Here is a 21,944-nt window from a genome sequence, read left to right on the forward strand (position 1 = left end):
TTCAGTACCGGCCGGACACCCTCGACGGCTTCATAGCCGGAACCGGCCTGGCCCTCGACGATCCAGCGTCACCCTAACGAGCCGAAGTCAGTAACCGCCTACCTCTTCCGCATCGGAGAGAACCAGGCCAGAGCTCTGATCAAACAGGTCCGCCCCCTCCTCGAGGAGCACGGCCACCACCCCGAGGTGATCCCCGCCCGCCTGATCGATCCCAGCGACCTCGTCGGCTACGTCATGCACGCGACATCCGCGGCCAGCAACCGCGACACGCTCCACTAATTCATCGACAGGCCCCGCCTGTCACCAACGTCCCGGGACAGCACACCTAGGGCGCGCTCGTGGGGAGCTGCCTCTCCGGATGGGGCGCGAAGCGGAGGATGACCAGCCGGTCTTCACCGGTGACGGTCACGCGCAGGGTTGTGTGGTGCATGTCGCCGCCGAGTTCGGGCGATCTACTGCCGCGTCTTCGGTACAAACGCACAGGTCATCGCCGCCGTACGCCGGAGGAGGACGTGCCAGACGAGGAAATGGCCACGGTGAAGGAGGTCACCGCAGGGTGACTGGATCAGCCGCCTGGTTGACGGGGCAAGGTATCGAGATCCTGGGCAACTTGGCGTCCGAGCTCCTCCACCTGCGGTACCGGGATCGCGATCGTGGGGGCGTCGTGAGTCGGCGAGAACGACGTGTCCGCGTAACGGAGCGGCAGCGTGCAACAGGAGATTCTGGTGCCCACCACGGGGAACCATCTCGCCAGGTGAGACGGGTTGTCGCTGATCCGCTGTGCACGTTGACTCTGCGAGCGCAGCAGTTTCGGGCCTCAACAGCCGGTCAGGAAAGAGGGGCAATGGGTCTACCTGGAGGAGATGGCCTCGGGCTCGTTCTCCCCAGATTCTCCCCACGGTCCATTCTGGGGCGACCGACACACGTAAACACCGAGGTCAGATATGCAATTCACGACTCGTCCCACCCTGAGTGGCACCTTCGGCATGGTGTCCTCCACGCACTGACTCGCCTCGCAGTCGGCGATGGCCGTGCTCGAGCGGGGCGGCAACGCCTACGCGGCCGTCGCCGCCGGGTTCGTGCTCCACGTCGTCGAACCGCATCTGTGCGGACCCGCCGGGGAGGTGCCGTTCGTCGTCGCGCCGGCCGACGGCGAGGTTAGGTGCGCGTACCGTGCGGACAGGGGGTCGCGCCCGCCGGGGCCGCCGCCGGGCACTACCGGTCGCTCGGGCTCGGACTTGTCCCCGGCACCGGCCCGCCGGCCGCCGCCGTGCCGGGCGCGTTCGACGCCTGGACGCTTCTGCTGCGTGATCACGGACCACGTCCCTCGCCGAGGTGCTTGATCACACCATCGGCTGCGCCGAGCACGGGCACCCTCCCGTCGAACGGCTCTGCGCGACGGTGGAGACCGTACGCCGACTCTTCGAGACCGAGCCGCGGCGAACCCCAGGGGAATGCAGGGTTACGCGGTGGGGCGCTGAACACCTCCCGCGATGTCAGCCGGGCGTGATTGTCTTGAGGCATGATCGATGACTTTCTGACCGGTGACCTGTCCGACGTCGAGGAGGCCGTCCGCAAGGCGGCGGCCGCCGAGATCATGCCGCGCTACCGTCGGCTGGCCGCGCACGAGGTGGACGAGAAGACCGGCCCGCACGATCTCGTCACGATCGCCGACCGCAGCGCGGAGAAGCACCTGACCGCGTCGCTCACCGCGCTGCTGCCCGGTTCCGTGGTGGTCGGGGAGGAGGCGGTGCACGCCGACGCCGCCGTCGCGGAGGCGCTGCACGGGGGCGCGCCGGTCTGGATCGTCGACCCGGTCGACGGCACCCGCCAGTTCGTGCACGGCGAGCCCGGGTTCTGCACGCTCGTGGCGCTCGCCCTGCGCGGCGAGGTGCTCGCGTCCTGGACGTACGCCCCGGTCCTGGACGAGCTCGCCGTCGCGGTCCGCGGCGGGGGCGCCCGGCTGGGCGGCACACCGCTGCGGTCCGGTTCGCCCGAACCGGGCTCGGTCCTCCGCGTCGCGATGTCCCACCCCGACTACACGACTCCCGAGCAGAAGCGCGCGCTGCTGGGACTCGCCGTCCCGGGTGTCGAGGCCAGGCCCTGCGGCTCCGCGGGTCTCGAGTACCTGTCCGTGGCACGCGGTGACCTGGACGCGGTGGCCTTCTCCTGGGAGCTGGCCTGGGACCACGCGGCGGGGCTGCTGCTGGTCACGGAGGCGGGCGGCGCCCATCTCACGGTCACCGGAGAGCCGTTCCGTATCGCGGGCTCCAACGACCTGCCGTTCACGGCGGCCCGCGACGAGGCCACGGCCCGCCGGGTCAGGGAACTGCTGACCTGACGCGCGGCTGCCGCCGAGCGAGACCGCACGCACACCGGGCGTCCCCGCCGGCCGCGCCGCCATGCCCTCGATCGTGTGCTCCAGGGGGACCGGACGGTACCCGGCCACACGATGTCACCGCCCCGGAATATCCTTGGCTCTCCAGGCCGTCGGCTGACGAAGGAGTCCGAAGGTGCAGTCGATGCTCGATGCCGTCGTCGTGGGAGCGGGCCCCAACGGGCTGACAGCCGCGGTCGAACTGGCCCGCCGCGGCTTCTCGGTCGCCGTCCACGAGGCCATGGACACCGTCGGCGGCGGAGCGCGGACGGAGGAGCTGACCCTTCCCGGCTTCCGCCACGATCCGTGTTCCGCGGTCCACCCGCTGGGGATCGGCTCACCCGCCTTCGGCGCCATGCCCCTGGCCCGGCACGGCCTGGAGTGGCTGCACCCCGAACTGCCCCTCGCCCACCCGTTCCCCGACGGCACCGCCGCCGTGCTCAGCCGCTCCGTCGGCGAGAGCGCCATGTCCCTCGGCGCGGCCGACGCCGGCGCCTACCGCAGACTGGTCGCGCCCTACCTGGGCCACTGGGGCGACCTCGCCGCGGACTTCCTGCGCACACCGTGGGACGGCCTGCCCCGCGACCCGTACCGCTACGTCCGCTTCGGGCTCGACGCGATCCTGCCGGCGAGCACGCTCGCCCGCCGCTTCCGCGGTGAGAAGGCGCGCGGCCTCCTCGCCGGGCTCGCGGCCCACGCCATCGCCCCCACCAGCGGCCTGGCGACCGGCGGCATCGCCCTGCTCTTCGCCCTCGCGGCGCACGAGGTGGGCTGGCCCGTGCCGCGCGGCGGCTCGCAGGCGATCTCCGACGCCCTCGCTTCCTACCTGCGCGAACAGGGCGGCACCGTGCACACCGGCAGCACCGTGAAGCGGCTCGACGAGCTCCCGCCCGCCCGGGCGTACATCTTCGACACCTCACCGACCGCCCTCGCCAGGATCGCCGGCCTGGGCCAGGCGTACTGGCGCTACAAGTACGGCGCCGCCGCCTTCAAGATCGACTACGCGCTGTCGGGCCCGATGCCGTGGACCGCAGAGGAGGCCCGTACCGCGGGGACCGTGCACATCGGCCCCACCGCGGCCGAGATCGAGACCGCCCTCGGCGCGGCGGTCTCCGGCCGCCCCCCGGAGGCGCCGTTCCTGATCACCGCCCAGCCGAGCGTGATCGACCCGACGAGAGCGCCGGAGGGCAAGCACGTCCTGTGGGCGTACGGGCACGTCCCGGCCGGCTGGGAGGGCGACGCCACAGAGGCGGTCGAGCGCCAACTGGAGCGCTTCGCGCCCGGGTTCCGCGACCTCGTCCTGGCCCGCGCGGTGGCCGGCCCGCCCGAACTGGCCGCGCGCAACGCCAACTACGTCGGCGGTGACATCGCCTGCGGCGCGTTCGCCGGCCTCCAGACCGTCATCCGTCCCAAACTCGCCCGCGTCCCTTACGCCACCGCGCATCCCGCGGTCTTCATCTGCTCCTCCGCGACCCCGCCGGGCCCCGGAGTCCACGGCATGTCGGGCCACCACGCGGCGAAGGCCGTCTGGCGCCGCCTGCGGGAGCGGTGACGCCCGCCCGCAGGCACCATGGGGCCATGACGCAGCCTCGACACCCGGCCATCACTCTCGTCCGCGGCGACATCACCGAGCAGCGCTCCGACGCGATCGTCAACGCCGCCAACTCCTCGCTCCTCGGCGGCGGGGGAGTCGACGGCGCCATCCACCGCCGAGGGGGACCGGAGGTCCTCGCCGCGTGCCGGGCCCTCCGCGCCTCCCGTTACGGCAAGGGCCTGCCCACCGGGCAGGCCGTCGCCACCACCGCCGGACGTCTGGGCGCCGCGCACGTCATCCACACCGTCGGCCCCGTCCACAGCACCTCGGAGGACCGCTCGGAGCTGCTGGCCTCCTGCTACCGGGAATCGCTGCGTGTGGCGGCCGAGTTGGGTGCGCGGACCGTGGCGTTCCCCGCGATCTCGACCGGCGTCTACCGCTGGCCGCTCGACGACGGCGCCCGCATCGCGGTCCGCACGGTGCGCGAGAGCGCCGCGGAGCCGGTCACAGAGGTGCGCTTCGTGCTCTTCGACGACGCGGCGTACGCGGCCTTCGAGGCCGCGCTCGCGTCGTACGGCTGACCGGGGCGCACGCCTCACAGCGTGGTCCGGCGGGCTCGGTCGCCTCAGTGGAGTCCGACGCGCTCGGCCGCCTGCGCCGAAAGGGGATACGCCCGCTCCGGCGGGAGCAGCGTCCGTGCCGCTTCCAGGTCGCCGTCCGCGACCGCCCGGTGGATCTCGTGCGCCAGCGGTGTCACGTCACGGATACCGGTGATCCACGCGTCCACGTACCGGTCGACCGCCGGCCCGGAGAGCCCGATCTGGATCGCCCGGTGCGGCAGAGGGGTCAGCCGCAGGTCCCGCTCCGGATCCCACTGGACCCTGACCGGACTCGACCTGAGCGCTTCACGCCACTGGGCCTCGGTCGCGAAACGGGACCGGTCGAAATGGCTGACGCAGGCGTGGGAGAGCGCCCACTCGAAGCCCCCCGGGTGATCTCGATCGCGAGCACCCGTTCCTGGTCGGCCTTCGTGGCCCACCCGCAGCGGTACATCATCCACAGGAACGACGGCTTGATCCACGTCATCCGCGTGCGCTTGAACGGTTCGACGAAGGTGCCCGCCGCCGACGCCGGTTCCGCGATCCGCGCGGCGTACGCCTGGTACACGGTGATCGTGTCATCGGTGAAGACCGCACGGACCTCGTGGCGGGGGCTCTGCAGCATGGTGCGACCCTAGGGGCGACCCCGGACGTTCGGGAACCGGTTTTCACCCTGGCCGGGCGAGGGTGGTGTCGGATTCCCGCCAGCTCTCGCCTCGCCGAAGCCTCATCCTGGACGCATGCACACCGACATCGAGCGCTGCGTACGCGCCGTCCGGTCCAAGGACGCGCGGTTCGACGGATGGTTCTTCACCGCCGTGCTGACCACCCGGATCTACTGCCGCCCCAGCTGTCCGGTCGTGCCTCCGAAGGCCGAGAACATGACCTTCTACCCGAGCGCAGCCGCCTGCCAGCAGGCCGGCTTCCGGGCCTGCAAGCGGTGCAGGCCCGACACCAGCCCAGGTCGCCCATGGGGGCACCTCCCGGGCCAAGGGCCCTGGGGGAGAAGCGAGCGCGCCGACGCCGCCGCGCGCGCCATGCGGCTCATCAGGGACGGCGTCGTCGACCGGGAGGGCGTGCCGGGGCTCGCCGCGCGGCTCGGCTACTCGGCCCGGCAGGTCGAGCGCCAGCTGCTCGCCGAACTGGGGGCCGGGCCGCTCGCCCTCGCCCGGGCGCAGCGCGCGCAGACCGCGCGGCTCCTCATCGAGACGACCCGACTGCCCATGGCCGAGGTAGCCTTCGCGGCCGGTTTCTCCTCCATCCGCACCTTCAACGACACCGTCCGTGAGGTCTTCGCCCTCGCACCGAGCCGGCTGCGGGAGCGGGCCGGACGCACGCGCGTCCCCTCGGCCCCGCCCACGCCCGGCGTGATCGCGCTCAGGCTTCCGTACCGGGCGCCCCTCGAACCGAGCAACCTCTTCGGTCATCTCGCCGCGACCGGCGTGCCCGGCGTGGAGGAGTGGCGGGACGGCGCGTACCGGCGCACGCTCCGTCTGCCGTACGGGCACGGGATCGTCGCCCTCACCCCGCACCCGGACCACATCGGCTGCCGGCTGTCGCTGACCGACCCGCGCGATCTGACCATCGCCATCAGCAGATGCCGGTGGATGCTCGACCTCGACGCCGACCCGGTCGCCGTCGACGACCAGTTGCGGGACGATCCGCTGCTGGCTGCGCTGGTCGACAAGGCGCCCGGGCGGCGCGTGCCCCGCACCGTCGACGCGGCCGAGTTCGCCGTACGGGCCGTGCTCGGCCAGCAGGTCTCCATCGCCGCCGCCCGGACCCACGCGGGCCGGCTGGTCCGGGCGCACGGCGTGCCCGTGGAGGACACGGAGGGCGGTCTCACCCACCTCTTCCCGGCCCCCGAGGCGCTGGCGGACCTCGACCCCGAGGCCCTGGCGCTGCCCCGCAGCCGGCGCACGACCCTGACCACCCTGGTCGACGCCCTCGCCGACGGCACACTGGAGCTCGACCCCGGCAGCGACTGGGACCGGGCGCGGGCCCGCCTCGCCGGCCTGCCCGGCTTCGGACCGTGGACCGTCGAGGTCGTCGCCATGCGCGCCCTCGGAGACCCCGACGCCTTCCTGCCCACCGACCTCGGCATGCGGCGCGCCGCGTCCGCACTCGGGCTGCCGGCCACCCCCGCCGCCCTCACCGCACGCGCGGCGGCCTGGCGGCCCTGGCGCGCCTACGCGGTCCAGTACCTGTGGGCATCGGACGATCATCCCGTCAACCACCTTCCCGCGTAAGGACATCCAGCCATGACCAGGCCCACCACCGTGACCGGCAACGCCACCAGGCGGCACACGGTCGTCGACAGCCCGTACGGCCCGCTCACGCTCGTCGCCACCGACGGCGTCCTGAGCGGCCTCTACATGACCGGTCAGCGGCACCGCCCCGCCGAGGAGACCTTCGGCGACCGAGACGGGACGCCGTTCGGCGAGACGATCCGCCTGCTCGAGGCGTACTTCGCGCGCGAGCTGACCGACTTCGACCTCCCGATGCACTTCGAGGGCACGCCCTTCCAACGCCGCGTCTGGGACCGGCTGCGGCACATCCCGTACGGCGAGACCCGCACCTACGGCGAACTCGCGGAGGAACTCGGCAACCGGGGCGCCTCCCGCGCGGTGGGCCTCGCCAACGGCAGGAACCCGATCGGCATCATCGTGCCCTGCCATCGGGTCATCGGCTCCTCCGGCAGCCTCGTCGGCTACGGCGGCGGACTGGAGCGCAAGCAGCGGCTGCTCGCGTTCGAACGCGGCGCCGACGAGGACGCGCTCTTCTAGTCCCGTTCTTCGTACGGGTCCCATGCTCCTCCAGGCGGGCTCCGCCCTGTCGCGCCGTCCAGCACGCATGCTCGCCGCGTTGGCCGAAAACCCTGGTGGCTCCGCTACGAGGGGTTCCGGCCCCTTGGCGGTCGCACGCACGGGACGACGCTCCTCGACGGGCGGACGCCGCCGGTCGCGGCACTGGCGACGCAGCCGGGCATCCAGGAGATCCGCTAGCGGGCCAACCGCTCCAGCAGCGCGGGCAGCGCCGTCCCGATCGGCTCCCGCACGACCTCGTCGGCCGACTCGTCGTACGGCGTCGGCTCGGCGTTGACGACGATCAGCCGGGCGCCGTGCTCGGCGGCGACACCGGCCAGTGACGCGGCCGGCTGCACCTGGAGCGTCGTGCCGACGGCGACGAACACCTCGCACGCCTTGGCGATGGCCATGGCACGGCCGAGCACCACCGGGTCCAGCCGCTCACCGAACATGACCGTCGCCGACTTGAGGATGCCCCCGCACGCCGTGCACGCCGGGTCCTCCTCCCCGGCCGCGACGCGGGCCAGCGCCTCGTCCATCGGGGAGCGGACATGGCAGCGGGTGCAGGTCACCGTCCGTGCGGTGCCGTGCAGTTCGAGCACCTTGCGGTCCGGCATCCCGCCCAGCTGGTGCAGCCCGTCCACGTTCTGCGTGATGACCCGCACCGCGACGTTCGGACGACGGTCGAGCGCGGCCACGGCCCGGTGCGCGGCGTTCGGTTCCGCGTTCCACGTCGCGCTCTCGCGCCGCATGATCCAGGAGCGGCGCCGGATGTCGGCGTCGGCCATGTAGCAGTCGTACGTGACGAGTTTCTGGGCTTCTGGATCGCGGCGCCAAAGCCCCTGCGGGCCACGGTAGTCGGGGATGCCGGAGTCCGTGGAGATGCCGGCGCCGCTGAGGATCGCGACGAGAGTCATGAGCCGAGCCTACGCAGGCCGCTTCGCCGTTCGCGATCCGTTTACGCACCCCCGGTGCTACCGTCCGATCATGGCGAAGGTCACGGTCACACTCGACGCCGAACTCGTCGTCGAGGTCATGGTGCTTGCAGGCGTGGGCAGCCCGCAGGACGCGGTCGAACTCGTCGTGTGCGACTACATCGCGCGCGGCCACCGCACGGAGGCACGGGCGGCCGCACGCGAGGAGCCCCGCGCCGAGCGTGACGTCACGCCTCCGGAGCAGCACCAGGCGTGACCGCGGCGAACGGTGTCGGTACGTCGCCGGTCCAGCGGTGCAGCACCGCCTTCCCGGTCTGCCTGGTGACGCCGCCGTCGCGGACCTCGGCGGCGTCGCCCACGTAGAACCGGCCGTCGTCGAGGGAGACCAGGCCGAACTGGCCCGCCGACTCCCAGCCGTAGGTTCCCGACGGCCCGTGGTGGACCCCTTGCGGAACCAGGTTCAGCAACCGTCCCCGCTCGGGCTCCGGCTGACCGCGGAGCGGTCCGCTCCTCGGGGCACGGTCGCCGTCGACCAGGAAGAGGGACGCGTTGGGAAAGGCGGTCTTGGTTCCCTTGTACGCGGCCAGCAGCCAGCGGCGGGCGTGCGCGTCGTACTCGAGGTTCTGCACGCCGTACTTGGTGTTCCCCGTGTACAGGAAGTACTTCCCGTCGGGTGCCGAGGGCCCGCTGCGGTGCGGCCGGGACTCCGTCAGGGGCCGCTCGAGCTCAGCCCAGTCGCCGATGTCGTACTGGAGCAGGACCTGGTGGTCGTTGTCCGTGCGACCGGCATCGGGATACACGCCGTAGGCGACGGTCAGCTTCTGCCGTCCGTCCCTCTTTCCGAACGCCGGGCCGAAGGCCAGTCCGTCGATGCCGCTGCAGCCGTAGCGATGGTCCGCGGTGTGCGCGGTGTCGCCGTCGAAGGCGCCGTCGGCGTCCATGTCGGCCGTGTAGTCGTCCACCACCTCCCGGAGGTGAACGGTGGACACGACGCCGCTGGTGGCCGCGTCCATGTCCATTCGGTCGATCCGGTCGCCGTCCAGGATCGCGACGTAGAACGCCTTGGCCTCCTTGTATTCGAGAGAGCCGTAGACCCGTCGGTCCTCCGCGTGGAAGTCGAGATCACCCAGGTGTCCGGTGAAGCCGGTGACCGAGCCGACCGGACGCCCCTCCAGGTCCGTCTTGACCAGGAGATTCGTGAACGAGAAGTACATGAATCCCTCGGCGCGGTCCAGGGCCATGCCCTGCAGATGACCGGACTGCCACGATCCGCCGTCGATCCCGAGCGGCCGCCCGGGTGCATTGCGCGGCGACTCGCCGCCCCCCGCGACGGCCAGGCTGCCGATGACCGCCGCTGCCGAGCAGGCAGCGACGGACAGCAAGCCGTAGAAGCGGGCCTTCCTCGTGTTGATGGTCCCTCCCCTTGTTCCCGGAGCACGGACCACGCCCGTCCAAGGGCGTCCGGCCCGCCCCGCGTGTCACCACGAAGGGCGAAGCCCAGGCGCTGCGGCGGGCTTCCGGCACCCGGCAGTCGTGCGACAGGCGGCAGACCGTTCTCGCGTTCGATCTTATCCGCCGCTCCTGGCTTTCCCGCCATGACTCCCCGCGCCCGGTGGTCCGGCGAACCGCCCTCGGCCCCGCGCGGTCGCGTCGAGAGCCGTACTCGGCCGACGGCGCACGGGCACGACGCGCTGGGCCGGTTTTGTGCGTCACGACCGAACTTCGGCATGCGATGTCGGACGATGGCAGGGTGGCACGCCCTCCGGCGGTGCCGATAGGGTCGGGGCGGCGCGACTGCCTGTTCGATAGCAAGGGATGCAAGGTGACGGACGGAGCAGTTACTCAGCCCGCGCGGGTGCTCGTCGCGGCTGACAAGTTCAAGGGCTCGCTCACGGCCGTGCAGGTCGCCGAGCGGGTGACGGCCGGCCTGCGGCGGGTCGTGCCCGGGCTGGCCGTGGAGGCCCTGCCCGTGGCCGACGGCGGCGACGGCACGGTCGCCGCGGCGGTCGCGGCCGGGTTCGAACGTCGCGAGGTGGAGGTCACCGGGCCGCGCGGTGAGTCGCTGACCGCCGCCTACGCGCTGGGGGACGGCACCGCCGTCGTCGAGATGGCGGAGGCGTCCGGCCTCCAGCACCTGCCGGCCGGCGTCTTCGCGCCGCTGACCGCGACGACGTACGGCTCGGGCGAACTGCTGCGCGCCGCGCTCGACGCGGGCGCGCGCACGATCGTCTTCGGCGTCGGCGGCAGTGCGACCACCGACGGCGGGGCCGGCATGCTCGCCGCTCTCGGCGCCCGCTTCCTCGACGCGTCCGGCCGGCCCGTGCCGCCGGGCGGCGCGGGCCTGCGGGAACTGGCCACGGCCGACCTGTCCGGGCTCGACGCCCGCTTCAAGGACGTGGACCTGATCCTCGCGAGCGACGTCGACAATCCGCTGACCGGGCCCAAGGGCGCGCCCGCGGTCTACGGCCCGCAGAAGGGCGCCACGCCCGAGGACGTCGCCGTTCTCGACGAGGCCCTCGCGCACTACGCCTCCGTCCTCGGCCCCGACCAGGCGGACTCGCCCGGCGCGGGCGCGGCGGGCGGCATCGGCTACGGGGCGCTCGTCGCCCTCGGGGCGAGTTTTCGGCCCGGGATCGAGGTCATGCTCGATGTCCTCGGCTTCGCTCCCGCGCTGGCGCGGGCCACCCTCGTCATCACCGGGGAGGGCTCCCTCGACGAGCAGACCCTGCACGGCAAGGCCCCTGCGGGTGTCGCGGCGGCCGCCCGCGCGCGCGGCATCGAGGTCGTCGCGGTCTGCGGCCGCCTGACCCTCCCCCCCGAGGCCCTGGGCCGCGCCGGGATCCGTCGCGCGTACGCCCTGACGGCGCTTGAGCCGGACCCGGCGAAGTGCATGGCGGAGGCGGGACCGCTGCTGGAACGCGCGGCGGAGTCGATCGCGCGCGACTTCCTGACCTGACCTGGCGTGACCGGTCCGGTCCGGGCCCGATCCCGGCCCGGACCGGACCGAACCGCCGCGGCCCTGGTGGATGGTGGTGGCGTCTGCGGTCGGCCTGTTTGCCGGCCCGCCCCCTCGCGAGCGGGGGCTCCGACCCGTTTCGGGGACCCGTGCGGTGTCTTCGCCCCCGCCGAACGAGCCCGGCATGTCCTCCGGACGTGAACGGGGGCTCTTCCCTTCGCGGCGCGCCGGCTTCGCGCGGTGGTATCGCACGCCGGACGTGCCGCTGGACGCCCCTGACGCGAGCAGGCAGCCCACCCGGCGGTGCGAGATCACGGGCAGCGGGCGCGGGCAGGGACGAGATCCGGCTCGCGCCCGCGGATCGGGCACGGAGCAGCGCTCACGGCACGGACGAAGCGCCGCAAGGCGCTGTGCCGAGAGACGTGCCGCGTGGCCCCGACGGTCTCGATTCCAGTCGGTCTCGGTCCCAGTCGGTCTCGGCCTCAATCGGCACCGGGGGCGCGGTGGTCGTTGAGGAGTGCGCAGGCGAAGTCCTCCTGCACCGTGCGGAGCCGCGCGAGCAGCGCGGGTCTGTCGCTCGCGCTGGTCTGGGTGTTGACGGAGAACGTGAGGGAACGGGTGCCGTCGGGTGGTGAGGATTGATCGGCCAGGCGGTATGCCGAGCACCGATACGCACGGGCAGAGCCGCGCCACCCCGCGTGACACCGCCGCACACCCGCTGTGCGCCCGCACAACGTGCCCCTCCCGCCGCTGGTCAGACGCAGCGAGTAGCCCTCCGGGCATGGACCCCGCCGACCCCCCGGTGCTGATGTTGGCCCCCGAGAGGCGAGCCGACCGTTGGTGAGCCGGACAAGGGGTTGCGTATGGCCGCCGCGCTTGAGGTGCGGGCGCTGTCCGTGGGGTACGGCCCGGTGCGGGCGTTGCGGGACGTGTCCGTCGACGTGCCAGAGGGAGCCGTGGTCGCCGTGCTCGGCGGCAACGGCGCCGGCAAGTCCACCCTGCTGCGAGCGGTGTCGCGCACACTGCCGTTCCAGCGTGGGCGCGTCACCTCGGGGACGATCACCTTCGAGGGCCGCCCCCTCGACGGCCTCGGTGCCGCCGGCGTCGTGGCCGCCGGGGTCGTCCAGGTCCCCGAGGGCCGGCAGGTCTTCGCACGGATGACCGTGGCGGACAATCTGCGGGCCGGCACGCTCGGTGTGCGCGGCCGGCGGGAGTCCGCCGCCGCGCTCGCCCGCGTCCACGAACTGTTCCCCGTACTGGCCGACCGCGCGCACCAGAAGGCCGGTCTCCTGTCCGGCGGCGAACAGCAGATGCTCGCCATGGGGCGGGCGCTGATGGCCAGGCCCCGCATGCTGCTGCTGGACGAGCCGTCACTCGGCCTCGCCCCGCTGATGGCGGAGCGGATCGCCGAGACGGTCCAGGAGATCAACGCCGCCGGCACGTCCGTCCTTCTCGTGGAACAGAACGCGGCGATCGCCCTGCGCCTGGCCTCCACCGCGTACGTCCTCGACGTCGGCGAGGTCGCGCTCTCCGGTCCCGCCGACGAACTGGCGGCCTCCGACGAGGTCCGGCGCCGGTATCTCGGCGTCGTCGACGAGAGCGCCGCGCAGGACGCCGACGGCCCCCGGCGTGCGGTGCCCGCCCTCAGGAGGTGGTCCGCATGAGCGCGACGACGACCGCCACCGACGTGGCGCTCACCGTCGAGGACGTCACCGTCCGATTCGCCGGTCTCACCGCCCTCGACGGGGTGTCGTTCACCGTCGAGCCGGGCAGTGTGCACGCCGTCATCGGACCGAACGGGGCCGGCAAGTCCACCACGTTCAACGTCCTCTCCGGCGTGTACAAGGCGACCGAGGGCCGTGTCCGGTTCGGCGACGACGAACTCACCGGCCTCCCGCCGCACCGCATCGCGGCCCTCGGCGTGGCCCGTACCTTCCAGAACCTGGCGCTGCCGCCCCGCGCCACGGTCGCCGACAGCCTGCTGCTCGGCCGGCACCGGCTCACCCGCACCGGGTTCGTGGCGGCGGGACTGCGACTGCCGTCCGCGGTGCGCGAGGAACGCCGGCACCGTGAACGCGTCGCGGAGATCGCCGAGTTCGTCGGACTCGCGGACGACCTCCACCGGCCCGCCGGTGAGCTCCCTTACGGAAAGCAGAAACTCGTGGAACTGGCCCGCGCCCTGTGCATGGAGCCGCGGATCCTGCTCCTGGACGAACCGGTCGCGGGCATGACCGCCGACGAACGGCGGCAGACCGCCGCGGTCGTCGCGGGCGTACGCGACAGCCTCGGTATATCGATCGTGCTCGTGGAACATGACATGGGGGTGGTGATGCGGCTCGCGGACGCCGTGACCGTGCTCGACTTCGGACGCCGCATCGCGGGCGGCACGCCCGGCCAGGTGCAGAGCGATCCGGCAGTCGTCCAGGCGTACCTCGGTACGGAGGCCACGCCATGACCACCTTCGTCGAACTCCTCCTCGGCGGGCTGTCCATCGGCTCCGTCTACGCCCTGATCGCCCTCGGCTTCGTCGTGATCTTCAAGGCGACCGAGGTGGTCAACTTCGCCCACGCCTCGCTCCTCCTCGCCGGCGGCTACATCACCGCCGTGCTCCACGACGACCTCGGCTTCTGGCCGGCGCTGGCCGTCGGCATCGCGGGCGCGGCGGTCGTCGGCTCCGCCGTCGACTTCCTGGTCATGCGCCGGTACCGGGGCTCCGACCACAGCGTCCTCGCCATCGTCACGATCGGTGTCGACATCCTTCTCACCACCGAACTCACCCGGATGATCGGCACGGACGTGCTGGCGCTCGGCGACCCCTGGGGCGACCGGGTCGTGAACATCGGTGAGATCACCATCGCGCAGACGAGGATCGCGGCGTTCGTCGCGGCGGCGCTGCTCATCACGGCCTTCCTGCTGGCCTTCCGCTACACCTCGTGGGGCGTGGCGATGCGGGCGGCGGCCGAGAACCCGCAGACGGCGGCGCTGATGGGCGTACGTCTGGGCCGGGTGTCCATGTCGGCGTGGGCGGTCGCCGGTGCGCTCGCGGCGGTCGCGGCGCTCTTCCTGACCGTCTTCCCGACGCCCGGCCTGGAACGGGCCACGTCGCTCGCCGCCCTCAAGGCGTTCCCCGCGGCGATCCTCGGCGGCCTCGACTCGACGACGGGCGCACTGGCCGGCGGTCTGATCGTCGGGGTCACGGAGTCGTTCGCGACGGGCTACCAGAGCGAACTGACCTTCCTCGGCGGCGGGATCGGCGACCTCGCCCCGTACCTGGTGATGCTGCTCGTGCTACTGGCGCGGCCGGCCGGACTCTTCGGCACGAAGGAGCTCGCGCGTGTCTGACACCCCCCGCCCGCGTCCGGACGCGTCGGCCCGGCCGACGCCCCCGCCCGAGCCGGCGAAGCCGGCCGAGACCGCGTCGGCCAAGTCCTCCGCGCCTGCGCCGGAGCCTGCCCGGCCCGAGCCGGCCCCGGCCGGGCCGTCCAGGTCCGCTGCCGCGCGACCGGCATGGTTCCGGCCCCGGCCCCGCGCGTACGTCTGGATCCTGTTCTCGCTCCTCCTCCTCGCGCTGCCCTTCTACCTCGACCGCTTCTGGCTGCAGGCCGGGCTGTTCGCCATGGCCGCCGCCATCGGCGCCATCGGGCTCAACCTGCTGACCGGCGCGACCGGGCAGCTGTCCATGGGCCACGCCTTCTTCCTCGCCGTCGGCGCCTACGGCTACTGCGTCCTGGCCGGCGGGAACGACGTGGAGAGTGGCCACGAGCTCGCCGGGCTCGGCCTGCCGACCTGGCTGGCCGCCGTGCTCGCCGTCTGCCTCGCGGGGCTGGCGGGGGGGCTGTTCAGCCCGATCGCGGGCAGGCTGAGCGGGGCGTACCTCGGTATCGCGACCCTCGCGCTGATCTTCGTCGGTCAGCATGTGCTCTTCAACGCCCGCGATCTGACCGGCGGCTTCAACGGCCGGTCCGTGCCCCCGCTCTCCCTCTTCGGGTTCGACTTCGACGACACGGAACTCCTTGTCGCCGCCGTTCCGTTCCAGTCCATGGAGAAGCTCTGGTACGCCGCGCTCGTCGCCCTTCTCGCCTGCGCGCTGTTCGCCCGCGGCGTGCTCCGCGGCCGGCCCGGCCGCGCGATGAACGCCCTGCGGGACCACCGGATCGCCGCCGGCGTGATGGGCGTGCCGGTCGCCCGCTACCGTGCCGCCGTCTTCGTCCTGTCGTCGATGTACGCGGGCCTCGCCGGCGTCCTGCTCGCCCTGGTCTTCCAGCGGACCGTGCCCGAGTACTTCGGCATGATCCTCTCCCTCGAATACCTCGCCATGATCGTCATCGGCGGTCTCGGCACGGTCGCCGGAGCCGTCGTCGGCGCGGTGTTCGTCTCGTTGCTGCCCCAGGTGCTCACCCGCTGGAGCGACGCCCTGCCCCTGGTCTCCGCACCGGGCACCGGCGGCGTCTCCCCGGGAGAGGCATCCCGCTATCTGTACGGCGCGGCAGTCGTCGCGGTCGTGCTGTTCCTGCCCGGCGGACTCACCCGCCTCGTTCCGTCCCCTCGGGAGAAGAAATGAAGTCAAGAACCTACGCGGCGGTCCTCGCCGTCCTCGCGCTGACGGTGACGGCCGGCTGCAGCTCCAAGGCCGCCGACGGCGACGGCGACACCAAGGGCGCCGGGGGAGTGAAGACCGGGGACGGCGTCACCGACAAGGCGATCACGCTGGGCGTGCTGACCGACATGACCGGGGTCTACGCGTCGCTCGGCAAGAGCGTCACCCAGGCTCAGCAGCTGTGGGCGAAGCAGACCAACGCGGCCGGCGGCATCTGCGACCGGAAGATCGAACTGACCGTGCGCGACCACGGCTACGACCCGCAGAAGGCCCTTGCCGGCTACACCGAGCTCGAGCCGAAGGTGCTCGGCTTCGCGCAGTTCATCGGCTCGCCGTTCGTCGCGGCGGTGGAGCAGCGCATCGACGGCCAGGACAAGGGGCTGGTGCTGCCCCAGGCGTGGTCGGCGAACCTGCTCGGCAGCCCGTACGTCCGGGTGGTCGGCGCGACGTACGACGTCGAGACGATCAACGCCGTCGACTATCTGCTCACCGAGAAGCGCATCGCCAAGGGCGACAAGATCGGGCACGTCTTCTTCGAGGGCGACTACGGCGAGAACGCGCTCGCCGGGTCGAAGTACGCGGCCCAGCAGGCGGGGCTCACCGTCGTCGAGCAGAAGATCAAGCCGACCGACAACGACATGTCGGCGCAGGTCGCCGCCCTCAAGAAGGCGGGCGTCAAGGCGATCCTGCTCAGCGCCGGTCCGCGGCAGGCGGCCTCCTTGGCCGGTGTGGCGGCGGCGGGCGGCTTCGACGTGCCGATCGTCGGCAACAACTCCGCCTTCGCGCCGCAGCTGCTGGCCACGCCGGCGGGGCCGGCACTGTCGAAGGACTTCTACATCGCCGCCTCCACGCTCCCCATCGGCGCACCGGACGCGGGCCCGGCGAAGCTCGCCAAGGACTACGCGGCCGCCTACCCGAAGGACGGGCTCGACAACGGCGTGGTCGCCGGACACACGGCGGCGACCGTCTTCGGAGAGGCGCTGAAGAAGGCGTGCGCGGAGAAGGACCTGACCAGGGAGGGTGTCGGCAAGGCACTGCTCACGCTGGGCGCGTACGAGAACGGCTTCGGCATCACCCACGACTTCTCCGACCCGGAGGCGCCGTCCACCCGCCAGAGTCTGATCATGAAGCCGGACAAGTCCGTGCCGGGCGGCCTGAAGGTGGTCCGCGAGGCGGCGGCCGCGAAGGCGGCGGAGTCCTACACGCCGTCGGCCGGCTGACCGGTCGGCCCCAGCGGGCCCCGACCCGCACCGTACCCCCTGGCGCACGCCGCCCGGGGGTGCGGCGTTTCCGGCGGCGCGGCCTCCGGTCCCTCGCGGCCGAGCCGGGCCCTTCGCGGTCGACGGGCCGGGCCCCGTGCGGCCCGGTACCGGCCTTGCGCGGTGCCTCGCGGTTACCGAGCCCGGCCCCCGCCGCCCGGTACAGGCCGCCCGGTCCGGTCGTGTGCGGTCCTCGCGGTCGACGGGCCGGGCCCTGCGTCCGGTCCGGTCGTGTGCGGTCCCCGCGGTCGACGAGCCGGGCCCCGCGTCCGGTCCGGTCGTGTGCGGTCCCCGCGGTCGACGGGCCGGGCCCTGCGTCCGGCCCGGCCGTGTGCGGTCCCCGCGTCCGGTCCGCGCACGCGGACGCAGCGAGCCGGATTTCGCGGGTGCAAGAACGCGCGCGCCGGGTACCCGCCCCGATGTGCACGGCCCGCAGGGCAGAGCTGCCCCTGCGGGCAGATCCAGGAGGAGGAGGCCCAGTAATGAGCACGGTGAAGGAGACCGTCGAGGTCGAGGTCCCTGTCAGCACCGCCTACAACCAGTGGACCCAGTTCGAGGAGTTCCCGAACTTCATGGAGGGCGTCGAGGAGATCACCCAGCTCGACGACCGCCACAACCACTGGACCACCAAGATCGGGGGAGTGCACCGGGAGTTCGACACCGAGATCGTCGACCAGCTCCCCGACGAACGGATCACGTGGCGCACCGTCAGCGGCGACACGAACCAGCGGGGCATGGTCAGCTTCCAGCGCCTCGACGACACGCACACACGCGTGGAACTCGTGATGGACATCGAGCCCGGTGGCATGGCCGAGAAGGCCGGTGACAAGACCGGGATGATCGACCGGCGGGTGAAGGGCGACATGCGGCGCTTCAAGGAGTACATCGAGCACCGCGGCGGCGAGAGCGGAGCCTGGCGCGGCCGTATCAGCCCCGGGTGACCCATGATCCCCCGGGCGGATTGCCTCGCAGTGGCCGTCACCGGTGACCGGTGACGGCCACTGCGGCGTACGCTCCGGGCATGGTGCATGTACTGGGCAGCAGGATGCTGCTGACCCCGACCGACCCGGAGCGCTCCCGCGACTTCTACGGCCGCGCTCTGGGGCTGGCGGTCTACCGCGAATTCGGGACCGGTCCCGAGCGGGGCACGGTGTACTTCCTCGGCGGCGGGTTCCTCGAGCTTTCGGGCCGTTCGAAGACGCCGCCCTCCCCGGTCGTGCGGCTGTGGCTCCAGGTGCCCGACGTGCGGGCCGCTCACGACGAACTGCTGGAACGAGGCGTAGAAGTCCTGCGGGAGCCGCAGAAGGAGCCGTGGGGGCTGATCGAGATGTGGATCGCGGACCCGGACGGGGTGCGCATCGCGGTGGTCGAGGTGCCCGGGGACCATCCCCTGCGCCACCGCCCCTGAGGCGGGCCGCGCCGGACACGCGGAAGGCCCCGGAAGCTCGAGAGCTTCCGGGGCCTTCCGCGAATCCGGGCACCCGCTACGGAATTCCCTCCGCCCGCGCCTCACGGCTCTCGCGGCGGTTGCCGCGGAACGTGTTCACGCGACGGGCGGTGGCGAAGAGGGGGATCGTCGCCGCCATCACGATCTGGAGCGCACAGCCCATCTGGAGCATCACTTCACCGCCGGGTGCGGCGAACGCCCACGCCGCCAGCATGCCCATGGCCGCGACGATCCAGCCGAGCATCGCGACCGCCAGGACGCCCCGCGGCTTCGGGTACTCGACCCGGCTCACCATCAGCCACGCGGTACCGACGATCGCCAGCAGTGTCGCCTCGAACGGCAGCTCGAGCAGCACGATCGAGATGATCGTGAGCGCACCGAACGGCGAGGGCATGCCCTGGAACGTGCCGTCCTTCACGGTGACGCACGAGAAGCGGGCAAGCCGCAGCACCACCGCCAGCAGCACCACGATGGCGCCCACCGCGGCGACCCGCTCGTGCGCGTCCGTCGCGACCATGCCGTACACGAGCACGAAGTACGCCGGCGCCAGACCGAAGCTGATCAGGTCGGAGAGATTGTCCAGCTCCGCACCCATCGGCGACGACCGCAGCTTACGGGCGACGAGGCCGTCGAACAGGTCGAAGACGGCCGCGCACAGCATCAGTATCACGGCCGTTGCCGCGCTGTTGCGGGCCATGCCCGACTCGTCACCCGTCAGGTGCGGGATGAGGATGCCGGTGGTGGTGAAGTACACCGCCATGAAGCCGCACGTCGCGTTACCGAGCGTGAGCGTGTCCGCTATCGACAGCCGGAGAGACAGCGGCATTTCCTCCGCGTCGTCGTCCTCGTCCTCGGCGACCCAGTTCGTGGCCTGTGTGTCGGGATCAATCACGGTCAATTCGAGTCACCCCCGCGGTCGTGGTCTGACCGACCTCGACGGCGACGTCCACACCTTCCGGAAGGTAGATGTCGACACGCGATCCGAAGCGGATCAGTCCGATGCGCTCACCCTGCTCGACCTTGGTGCCCTGCGGTACGTACGGGACGATCCGCCGTGCGACCGCGCCGGCGATCTGCACCATCTCGATGTCGCCGAGTTCGGTGTCGAAGTGCCAGACAACGCGCTCGTTGTTCTCGCTCTCCTTGTTGAACGCGGGGACGAAGCCGCCGGGGATGTGCTCGACGGACGTCACGGTGCCGGCCAGCGGCGCGCGGTTGACGTGCACGTTGAGCGGGCTCATGAAGATCGCGACGCGGGTGCGTCCGTCCTTCCACGGCATGATGCTCTGCACCACACCGTCGGCCGGCGAGATGACCCGGCCCTGCGTGATCTCGCGCTCGGGGTCGCGGAAGAACCACAGCATGCCCGCCGCGAGCGCGGTGGCGGGCACGGCGACGGCCGCGGCGCGCCGCGAGCTGCGGGACCGGGCGAGGCTGAGTGCGGCGGTGGCGACGGTCGGCAGAAGCCACGGCGATGCTCCGCGAGCGATACGTACGCCACGGAGGCTGTCGCGAGGTGCAGAGGTTTGGCTGTGGGGCATGGATGACCTTCGTAGCGGATGATGCCGCGCTGGCAACGGGGACGGCGGCTTTCCCGCGATCGTATCGGTTACGACCCGCAACTGGGAAAGACAGAAGCCGAGTCGGCGGCCGGAAGATGATGACAGGGCGTGATCACCTTCCGGCCGTAACCGACCCAAAAGCGACAATCAACCCTGGAATCGGTACTCCTCGAGCAGCCGACGACCAATGATCATTTTCTGGATCTCGGCGGTACCCTCGCCGATCAGCAGCATCGGGGCCTCGCGGTAGAGGCGCTCGATCTCGTACTCCTTGGAGAAGCCGTAGCCGCCGTGGATACGGAAGGCGTCCTCGACGACTTCCTTGCAGTATTCGGAGGCGAGGTACTTCGCCATCCCTGCCTCCAGGTCGTTTCGTTCCCCGGAGTCCTTTTTGCGCGCTGCGTTCACCATCATCGCATGCGCGGCCTCGACTTTGGTGGCCATCTCGGCGAGCTTGAACTGAATCGCCTGATGGGAGGCGATCGGCTTGCCGAAAGTGTGACGCTGCTGGGCGTAGGAGACCCCCAGCTCGAAGGCGCGCCGCGCGACACCGCAGCCACGGGCCGCGACATTCACCCGGCCGACCTCGACGCCGTCCATCATTTGGTAAAATCCTCGGCCGGTGGTCCCGCCGAGCACCCGGTTGGCCGGAATGCGCAGTCCGTCCATGATGAGTTCGGTCGTGTCGACGCCCTTGTAGCCCATCTTGTCGATCTTGCCGGGGATGGTGAGGCCGGGGCGGACCTCTCCGAAGCCGGGCTCCTTCTCGACGAGGAAGGTCGTCATCGACTTGTGCGGGGCGGTTCCCTCGGGGTGTCCTTCGTCACTCCGGCACAGAACCGCGACCAGAGTGGACGTGCCGCCGTTCGTCAGCCACATCTTCTGGCCGTTCAGGACGTACTCGTCGCCGTCCTTCACGCCCTTGGACGTGATGGCCGACACGTCCGAGCCGAGACCCGGCTCCGACATCGAGAACGCGCCCCGCACCTCGCCCAGCGCCATCCGCGGCAGGAAGGTGTCCTTCTGCTCCTGCGTGCCGTGCTGCTTGAGCATGTACGCCACGATGAAGTGCGTGTTGATGATGCCGGAGACGGACATCCAGCCACGGGCGATCTCCTCGACGCACAGGGCGTACGTGAGAAGGGACTCACCCAGGCCGCCGTACTCCTCCGGGATCATCAGGCCGAAGAGGCCGAGCTCCTTGAGACCGTCGACGATCTCCTGCGGGTACTCGTCCTTGTGCTCCAGCGCGGTCGCGACAGGGATGATCTCCTTGTCGACGAAGTCCCGGACGGTGGACAGGATCTCCTGCTGGACGTCGGTCAGACCTGCGGTCTGGGCGAGTCGCGCCATGACTACTTCTCCTGCGACTTGAGTTCGGGGCGGCCGGGCTGCTCCCCGCCGCGCTCCTTGATGTACGTCTCCGTGGGGACCATCACCTTGCGCCGGAAGACGCAGACGAGGGTGCCGTCCTGCTTGTAGCCCTTGGTCTCGACGTAGACGATCCCGCGGTCGCTCTTCGACTTCGACGGGGTCTTGTCGAGGACCGTCGTCTCGCCGTAGATCGTGTCGCCGTGGAAGGTCGGGGCCACGTGGCGCAGCGACTCGATCTCCAGGTTGGCGATGGCCTTGCCGGAGACGTCCGGCACGGACATGCCGAGCAGCAGCGAGTAGATGTAGTTGCCGACGACGACGTTCTTGCCGAAGTCCGTCGTCTTCTCCGCATAGTTGGTGTCCATGTGGAGCGGGTGGTGGTTCATCGTCAGGAGACAGAAGAGGTGGTCGTCGTACTCGGTGACCGTCTTCCCGGGCCAGTGCTTGTAGACGGCCCCGACCTCGAACTCCTCGTACGTGCGTCCGAACTGCATGTC

20 protein-coding genes and 2 pseudogenes are annotated in these 21,944 nt (G+C 71.6%); 15 read left to right on the top strand and 7 right to left on the bottom strand.

Features of this window, described 5'->3' with window-relative positions:
- Positions 1 to 944 precede the first annotated feature (944 nt).
- From AB0903_RS29545 to AB0903_RS29560, 4 genes and pseudogenes are all read left to right on the top strand, one after another.
- Positions 945 to 1,434: pseudogene (locus AB0903_RS29545) on the top strand (gamma-glutamyltransferase); the annotation flags it as partial.
- A gap of 88 nt (positions 1,435 to 1,522) precedes the next feature.
- Positions 1,523 to 2,341 carry an inositol monophosphatase family protein gene (locus tag AB0903_RS29550; RefSeq protein WP_366707788.1) on the top strand — a complete coding sequence of 273 codons (819 nt, stop codon included), beginning with the start codon at positions 1,523 to 1,525 and terminating at the stop codon, positions 2,339 to 2,341.
- A 172-nt stretch (positions 2,342 to 2,513) separates the two neighbouring features.
- The gene (locus AB0903_RS29555; RefSeq protein WP_366707789.1) at positions 2,514 to 3,929 is read left to right on the top strand and encodes an NAD(P)/FAD-dependent oxidoreductase; all 1,416 of its coding nucleotides are present in this window, start codon (positions 2,514 to 2,516) and stop codon (positions 3,927 to 3,929) included.
- A gap of 26 nt (positions 3,930 to 3,955) precedes the next feature.
- Positions 3,956 to 4,492, top strand: a complete 537-nt coding sequence (locus AB0903_RS29560) for an O-acetyl-ADP-ribose deacetylase (protein WP_366707790.1) — start codon at positions 3,956 to 3,958, stop codon at positions 4,490 to 4,492.
- A gap of 44 nt (positions 4,493 to 4,536) precedes the next feature.
- Here AB0903_RS29560 and AB0903_RS29565 read toward each other — a convergent pair.
- Positions 4,537 to 5,135, bottom strand: a pseudogene (locus tag AB0903_RS29565) (DUF4291 domain-containing protein).
- A 115-nt stretch (positions 5,136 to 5,250) separates the two neighbouring features.
- Here AB0903_RS29565 and AB0903_RS29570 point away from each other — a divergent pair.
- Positions 5,251 to 6,759: an AlkA N-terminal domain-containing protein gene (locus AB0903_RS29570; protein WP_366707791.1), complete on the top strand. Its 1,509-nt coding sequence runs from the start codon at positions 5,251 to 5,253 to the stop codon at positions 6,757 to 6,759.
- A 12-nt stretch (positions 6,760 to 6,771) separates the two neighbouring features.
- Positions 6,772 to 7,296: a methylated-DNA--[protein]-cysteine S-methyltransferase gene (locus AB0903_RS29575; protein ID WP_366707792.1), complete on the top strand. Its 525-nt coding sequence runs from the start codon at positions 6,772 to 6,774 to the stop codon at positions 7,294 to 7,296.
- Between the two features lie 215 nt (positions 7,297 to 7,511).
- Here AB0903_RS29575 and AB0903_RS29580 read toward each other — a convergent pair whose 3' ends face one another.
- The gene (locus AB0903_RS29580; protein WP_366707793.1) at positions 7,512 to 8,234 is read right to left on the bottom strand and encodes a Sir2 family NAD-dependent protein deacetylase; all 723 of its coding nucleotides are present in this window, start codon (positions 8,232 to 8,234) and stop codon (positions 7,512 to 7,514) included.
- Positions 8,235 to 8,304: 70 nt separating this feature from the next.
- Between AB0903_RS29580 and AB0903_RS29585 the strand changes: the two genes are divergently transcribed.
- Positions 8,305 to 8,508, top strand: a complete 204-nt coding sequence (locus tag AB0903_RS29585) for a DUF2191 domain-containing protein (RefSeq protein WP_366707794.1) — start codon at positions 8,305 to 8,307, stop codon at positions 8,506 to 8,508.
- Here the strand turns inward: AB0903_RS29585 and AB0903_RS29590 are convergent.
- Positions 8,480 to 9,589: a hypothetical protein gene (locus AB0903_RS29590; RefSeq protein WP_366707821.1), complete on the bottom strand. Its 1,110-nt coding sequence runs from the start codon at positions 9,587 to 9,589 to the stop codon at positions 8,480 to 8,482. The genes AB0903_RS29585 and AB0903_RS29590 overlap by 29 nt on opposite strands.
- A 485-nt stretch (positions 9,590 to 10,074) precedes the next feature.
- Between AB0903_RS29590 and AB0903_RS29595 the strand changes: the two genes are divergently transcribed.
- The 8 genes from AB0903_RS29595 (at position 10,075) to AB0903_RS29630 (ending at position 18,472) form a co-directional block, all read left to right on the top strand.
- The gene (locus tag AB0903_RS29595; RefSeq protein ID WP_366707795.1) at positions 10,075 to 11,208 is read left to right on the top strand and encodes a glycerate kinase; all 1,134 of its coding nucleotides are present in this window, start codon (positions 10,075 to 10,077) and stop codon (positions 11,206 to 11,208) included.
- Between the two features lie 863 nt (positions 11,209 to 12,071).
- A complete protein-coding gene (locus AB0903_RS29600; RefSeq protein ID WP_366707796.1) occupies positions 12,072 to 12,872 on the top strand; it encodes an ABC transporter ATP-binding protein in 801 nt (266 codons plus the stop codon).
- Positions 12,869 to 13,663, top strand: a complete 795-nt coding sequence (locus AB0903_RS29605; RefSeq protein WP_366707797.1) for an ABC transporter ATP-binding protein — start codon at positions 12,869 to 12,871, stop codon at positions 13,661 to 13,663. Before AB0903_RS29600 ends, AB0903_RS29605 begins: the two co-directional genes overlap by 4 nt.
- Positions 13,660 to 14,550 carry a branched-chain amino acid ABC transporter permease gene (locus AB0903_RS29610; RefSeq protein ID WP_366707798.1) on the top strand — a complete coding sequence of 297 codons (891 nt, stop codon included), beginning with the start codon at positions 13,660 to 13,662 and terminating at the stop codon, positions 14,548 to 14,550. The genes AB0903_RS29605 and AB0903_RS29610 overlap by 4 nt, the downstream gene beginning before the upstream one ends.
- Positions 14,543 to 15,769, top strand: coding sequence for a branched-chain amino acid ABC transporter permease (locus AB0903_RS29615; RefSeq protein ID WP_366707799.1), 1,227 nt, complete (start codon positions 14,543 to 14,545; stop codon positions 15,767 to 15,769). Before AB0903_RS29610 ends, AB0903_RS29615 begins: the two co-directional genes overlap by 8 nt.
- Positions 15,766 to 17,025 (top strand): ABC transporter substrate-binding protein, encoded by a 1,260-nt coding sequence (locus AB0903_RS29620; RefSeq protein ID WP_366707800.1) that lies wholly within the window; start codon positions 15,766 to 15,768, stop codon positions 17,023 to 17,025. Before AB0903_RS29615 ends, AB0903_RS29620 begins: the two co-directional genes overlap by 4 nt.
- A 521-nt stretch (positions 17,026 to 17,546) precedes the next feature.
- Positions 17,547 to 18,005, top strand: a complete 459-nt coding sequence (locus tag AB0903_RS29625) for an SRPBCC family protein (protein ID WP_366707801.1) — start codon at positions 17,547 to 17,549, stop codon at positions 18,003 to 18,005.
- A gap of 80 nt (positions 18,006 to 18,085) precedes the next feature.
- Complete coding sequence (locus AB0903_RS29630; protein ID WP_366707802.1) at positions 18,086 to 18,472, top strand: VOC family protein; 387 nt, start codon at positions 18,086 to 18,088, stop codon at positions 18,470 to 18,472.
- Between the two features lie 76 nt (positions 18,473 to 18,548).
- Here the strand turns inward: AB0903_RS29630 and pssA are convergent, their stop codons facing one another.
- The 4 genes from pssA to AB0903_RS29650 all read right to left on the bottom strand — a co-directional run bounded on the left by pssA (position 18,549) and on the right by AB0903_RS29650 (position 21,941).
- Positions 18,549 to 19,409 carry a CDP-diacylglycerol--serine O-phosphatidyltransferase gene (gene pssA / locus AB0903_RS29635; protein ID WP_366707803.1) on the bottom strand — a complete coding sequence of 287 codons (861 nt, stop codon included), beginning with the start codon at positions 19,407 to 19,409 and terminating at the stop codon, positions 18,549 to 18,551.
- Positions 19,396 to 20,052: a phosphatidylserine decarboxylase gene (locus tag AB0903_RS29640; protein WP_366707804.1), complete on the bottom strand. Its 657-nt coding sequence runs from the start codon at positions 20,050 to 20,052 to the stop codon at positions 19,396 to 19,398. Before AB0903_RS29640 ends, pssA begins: the two co-directional genes overlap by 14 nt.
- Before the next feature lie 168 nt (positions 20,053 to 20,220).
- Complete coding sequence (locus AB0903_RS29645) at positions 20,221 to 21,426, bottom strand: acyl-CoA dehydrogenase family protein (protein WP_366707805.1); 1,206 nt, start codon at positions 21,424 to 21,426, stop codon at positions 20,221 to 20,223.
- 2 nt (positions 21,427 to 21,428) lie between these two features.
- On the bottom strand, positions 21,429 to 21,941 hold the full coding sequence (locus tag AB0903_RS29650) for a MaoC family dehydratase (RefSeq protein WP_175411433.1): 513 nt from the start codon (positions 21,939 to 21,941) through the stop codon (positions 21,429 to 21,431).
- Positions 21,942 to 21,944: the final 3 nt, after the last annotated feature.

The sequence above is a fragment of the Streptomyces sp. NPDC048389 genome (assembly GCF_040706335.1).
GTDB lineage: Bacteria > Actinomycetota > Actinomycetes > Streptomycetales > Streptomycetaceae > Streptomyces.